Below are 4,528 nucleotides of genomic sequence, written 5' to 3' on the forward strand. Positions count from 1 at the left end.
CTCAAGGACTGGCGACGCATCCATACCCGCTACGACCGATGCGCCCACACGTTCATGTCCGCCATCTGCATCGCCGCAACCGTCATCTTCTGGCTCAATCAATGAGTCCTGAGCCTAGCTAGCCAAAAGCGGTCGTTCGCTGAGGGATAGCAGAATGTCAGCAAAGCATGCTTTTTTCCGGCAATTCAGGATTATTGACGCGTTTCCTAATAGCTGCAGTATCTTCAGTACGACAGCTGAATGGGCCCCGCCTCAGTCAAGTCTGTCTTTGAGCCTCGAAGATTTCTGATGCCGCTCTCTTGCTTTTCGCGGCCGCAGTCGGGCCGAGCTAGGCCTGGCGCTTCCTTCGATGGGATCAAGCAAAAGCTGTGGCGCGCAGATCGGCCAAGGCGCCCGTCGGCTTGCCCAAAGCCGGCATTGGAAAAAGCATGACAGCACTAAATGTTCTTTATATGTTCCACGAATGTTTTTCACAGATTCGCGATCACCAGCGCTAGACCTGCCGCGCACAAGTGCGCACAAGTGCGCAATCGCATGGGAGAAGGGTGATATGGCCGCGAAGCTAAGCGTGCTGATCTCTGAGGATGAGGCCGATCGCTTCACTTGCTACTGCCAGGAGCGAGGCTACAAAAAGTCCACGCTGGTCGCGCGGCTGATCCACGAGCATCTTGAGCGCGAAGGCTATCCTGATCAGCGTAGCCTGTTCATCGCCGACCAGCGGCGCGCGCATTGAGCGCCGGAACTCTTCCCACCATGAGCAAGGCACCCAGTCACATGGAACCCATTCCCACCCTCAGCTTGTTCACCGGAGCAGGCGGCCTCGATCTGGGATTTCTCGAGGCCGGCTTTGACATCCGGGCCTGCGTCGAAATCGAGCCTTCCTATGTGGCTACGTTGCGCCAGAACCTAGAAGGCAATTGCGAGCGCGACGGCGCAGTTGTGCATTGCCAAGATATTCGCAGGTTCGACGTCAGCCCCTACAAGGACGCTGGCATCCGCTGCGTGATCGGAGGGCCGCCTTGCCAGACCTTCTCGGCGGCTGGCAGGCGCGCTGGCGGCGTGATCGGTACGTCCGATCCGCGCGGCCAGCTGTTCCAAGCCTATTGCCGCGTTCTCGATGAACTCGAGCCCGAGATTTTCGTGTTTGAGAATGTGTACGGTCTGCCTGGCGCCAATGGCGGCAAGCCTTGGGCGGAGATGACCGAGGCGTTCGCGAGGCGCGGTTATCACCTTTGCGCCGAGGTGGTCGACGCCGCCGATTACGGCGTTCCCCAGCATCGCGAGCGGCTGATCCTTGTAGGCCATAAGAAGGGGAGCTTTCGGTTCCCGCTCCCGACACACGGGCCGGACTCGACGACGGGCGTCCCGCTGGTCGGCGTCGAGAAGGCGATCGCGGACCTACAGGATCCTACGGAGCCTTATCACGACGATCTTGGCGGCCTCTACGGCCATCTCCTGCCGCAGGTTCCCGAGGGGCTGAACTACGCGTTCTTCACCGCCGAGATGGGCCACCCGCGTCCTGTCTTCGCGTGGCGCTCGAAGTTCCACGACTTGCTTTACAAGGTCGAGCGGGGATCGCCTTGCAGGACGCTGAAGGCGCAGCCAGGAAAGTTTACCGGCCCTTTCCACTGGAAGAACCGCCACTTCACCATCGCCGAGTTGAAGCGGCTCCAATCGTTTCCCGACGACTACCACATTGTCGGCAGCTACGGAAAGGTGATGGAGCAAATCGGTAACTCAGTACCTCCCAGGCTGGCCTATGTGATCGCACGCTCTGTCAGGGAGCAGCTCTTGGACCAGTCGAACGATCGCGAGTTCGAGCTACGTCCAGAGGGCTTCAGGTCGACGTTCCGGCAGCGTCAGCGCGAGCGCAGCAAGCAGTTCGCGACCATCGCCGCGCGCGCAATCGAGGCGATGGATGGCAGGAAGGGCAAGCGGGTGGCGGCGGTGAGCCCAAGCCTAGCGGTCGAACGCTACGCGCTCCAGCCGATGACGCTGTTCGATCGACGCCGGCTGGCGCCCGGCGGTAGCCCGGGTAAGGGCTATGAGGTTGTGGTGTCGACGGCTGGCGCGCATATCGAGATTGGCTTCAAATCGGCGGGCGCGGCCACCAAGGCGAGCATCGAGATCAGCGGCCTAAGGAAGTATCTCGGCAAGTACGACACTCTCCGGCTCACCGGAACCGCGTCCCGGCCCGAGGATGCCTTCCACGCCTGGGCGGTGATCGAAGATACCTTGGTGAAACGCTCCGAGTTTTTCTCGCTGATCGATATCTATGGCCATTACGCTAATCGCGGCGACACCGTCAGGGTCGAGTCCAACTGGACATTCCCCGGCAATCCGGAACTCGCGCAGCTCATTAACTTCTTCGCGCGGTCGGACAGGGCAGGCGACTTCACGCCGACCCGGGACCTGCTGAAGGCCCTGAAGCTGAGCCAGAAGCAGCTCGATGCGACCATCGTAGCCGCGCGCGCCATTCGGTTCGATGTGCGAACGCATGTCACGCATCCGATCGTGGGCAAGGAGCGCGTCCTGTGTACCTACCCCTTCCCGCTGTTGTCGCCGCGCGCGCTCGTTGAGAGCCGCGCCCAGTTTTCGTCGGCGCCTGCGATGCCGCTCGATCGCGCGATGTGACCATGAGCGACGAGATCGATGCGGCAGCGGGCGGGGAAGAAGATCCTATCGAGCCCTCCACCCGGGAGGTGATGCGGGCGGCGCTCGAGGATTGCTTCTCGGAGGCGGAGGCGATCGTCGCGGAGGAGTCGCCGAACGACTTGGAGGCGGCACTGGGCGCGGAGGCGCTTGAGACTATCTCCGCCCTCGCGGTCATCCGCCACGCGGGTCGCGGCGTCGTCCTCACCCTCGCGGCCTACAAGCTTGCGAGCTGGGACCAGGATATCCGTTACCATAAGGCGGAGTTGCCCGACGGCTTCGCCGCGCGGGACTACGACACGCGCGTCACGATCCCGTTCCTGATCGAACATCAGCTGCCCCATAACGTGGAGACGCATTGGCTCACCCAGGCGTTCTCGTTCGCTGGGGCGTACCTGCCGGACCTCGTTATCAAGACGGTGCCGAAGCGCGTTGGCCCGCTGGCGATTGAGGTCGTTAACCTCATTGAGGCGCGAAAGGACCGCGCCTTTACGCGCAAGCTAATCGTCGCGATGCTGGTCGAACTGGTGAGGATCCGCAACGCCGGCCGGGTGGTACTCACGCGGCCGAAGGGCCTAAGCATCGATGCAGCGATCACACTCGTGCGGTCCTATTTGAGCCTTCGGTTCCAGACCAACACGCCTAGGATTCCCCAGGTTCTGATCTATGCTATCTACCAGTGCCTGGTGGAGAGCATTGACCGCTACGATACGCTGCAGCTCGAGCCGCTCGGGCGCATGAAGTCGGCGGATCGCAAGGCCGGCACGGTCGGGGACATCGTCGTTTCCCACCAAGGCAAGCCGGTGGAGGCGGTCGAGACGAAGCTCGGGCATCGTATAAACATTGGCCATGTTTCGGAGGTGATGGACAAGGTTCGGTCTGAATCGGTGCGTCGATACTATATTCTCTCTGATGCCGGGATCGAGGAGGGCGACGCTACGGCGATCCGCTCAGCGATCTCCGACTTCCTGCGACAGAACGGCTGCGAGATCATCGTCAACGGCCTGACAGCGACGCTGTCCTACTATCTCCGGCTGCTGCCGGACACCGCGCAATTCCTTTCCAATTTCGCGCAGCTCGTCGAGGATGACGCGGATCTGGACTACGAGCATCGGATCAAGTGGAACGAGTGCTGCAAGGCGCTCTAGCAGGCTGATGAAAACCGAGGTGCACAACCCGTAATGGGGTTCGGTATAAACTTGGACAGTCGCATGTGCGGGTTCGTTTCGGCCTTTTCTCCCGGCATTGAAACTCATCGCATTGCCATTATGCCGTGGCCTCGATGCTTTTGGGCAAGCTGACTCGATTGTAGCCGATCATTCGGAAGGTAAAGGCGGCCGTCGCCCTAGCGATGCGTTGCACGTTGAGGCGTGCAATGCCGCCGACTGTCATGGCCTTTCCAAATGCCTCCTCGATGTGTTTGCGGATGCGCAGGGTTGTGTCGTAACCCTTGTAGCAGGAGGTGCGGCGGTCGATCAGAGTCTTGCGAACCTTGCCGAGCCTTCTAACAGTCCCGTTGACGGCGATGTGCGGGATGACCTTGCGCTCGCACTTGGCGCTGATGAAGGCCGTGGCATCGAACAGCGTGGTGGCAGCCAGCGTCACCCCACGCCGGGGCTTGCGAGTCCGCTCGATCATCGCCAGCGCTGCCTCAGGCTCGGCGGTAGGCGCTGCATCTCGCTTCACGCCGCATAAACTGCTTTGGCGATCGCCGTGGCGCGTAGCTTGATTGAGGCGTCGTCCCAAGTCTTGGCGCCATCTAGGCTCAGGACTCATTGATTGAGCCAGAAGATGACGGTTGCGGCGATGCAGATGGCGGACATGAACGTGTGGGCGCATCGGTCGTAGCGGGTATGGATGCGTCGCCAGTCCTTGA

4 protein-coding genes and 2 pseudogenes are annotated in these 4,528 nt (G+C 61.2%); 4 read left to right on the forward strand and 2 right to left on the reverse strand.

Annotated elements, in window-relative coordinates; all coding sequences use genetic code 11:
* The 4 genes and pseudogenes from Q0082_RS06780 to Q0082_RS06795 form a co-directional block, all read left to right on the forward strand.
* Window positions 1-105: pseudogene (locus Q0082_RS06780) on the forward strand (IS5/IS1182 family transposase); the annotation flags it as partial.
* A 445-nt stretch (window positions 106-550) separates the two neighbouring features.
* Window positions 551-733, forward strand: a complete 183-nt coding sequence (locus Q0082_RS06785) for a hypothetical protein (RefSeq protein ID WP_298191113.1) — start codon at window positions 551-553, stop codon at window positions 731-733.
* Window positions 734-774: 41 nt separating this feature from the next.
* The gene (locus Q0082_RS06790; protein WP_298191115.1) at window positions 775-2,634 is read left to right on the forward strand and encodes a DNA cytosine methyltransferase; all 1,860 of its coding nucleotides are present in this window, start codon (window positions 775-777) and stop codon (window positions 2,632-2,634) included.
* 2 nt (window positions 2,635-2,636) lie between these two features.
* Entirely contained in the window at window positions 2,637-3,800 is a 1,164-nt protein-coding gene (locus Q0082_RS06795) for a hypothetical protein (protein WP_298191117.1), read from the forward strand.
* 118 nt (window positions 3,801-3,918) lie between these two features.
* Here Q0082_RS06795 and Q0082_RS06800 read toward each other — a convergent pair whose 3' ends face one another.
* Both Q0082_RS06800 and Q0082_RS06805 read right to left on the reverse strand, forming a co-directional pair.
* Complete coding sequence (locus Q0082_RS06800; protein ID WP_298191119.1) at window positions 3,919-4,398, reverse strand: hypothetical protein; 480 nt, start codon at window positions 4,396-4,398, stop codon at window positions 3,919-3,921.
* Window positions 4,399-4,424: 26 nt separating this feature from the next.
* Window positions 4,425-4,528, reverse strand: a pseudogene (locus tag Q0082_RS06805) (IS5/IS1182 family transposase); the annotation flags it as partial.

The sequence above is a fragment of the Novosphingobium sp. genome (assembly GCF_027489515.1).
GTDB lineage: Bacteria > Pseudomonadota > Alphaproteobacteria > Sphingomonadales > Sphingomonadaceae > Novosphingobium.

What these genes read in the sequence shown, in the direction of transcription:
- Q0082_RS06795 (WP_298191117.1), top strand. Translation starts at nt 2,637, where the DNA reads ATGAGCGACGAGATCGATGCGGCAGCGGGCGGGGAAGAAGATCCTATC.
- Q0082_RS06790 (WP_298191115.1), top strand. Translation starts at nt 775, where the DNA reads ATGGAACCCATTCCCACCCTCAGCTTGTTCACCGGAGCAGGCGGCCTC.
- Q0082_RS06785 (WP_298191113.1), top strand. Translation starts at nt 551, where the DNA reads ATGGCCGCGAAGCTAAGCGTGCTGATCTCTGAGGATGAGGCCGATCGC.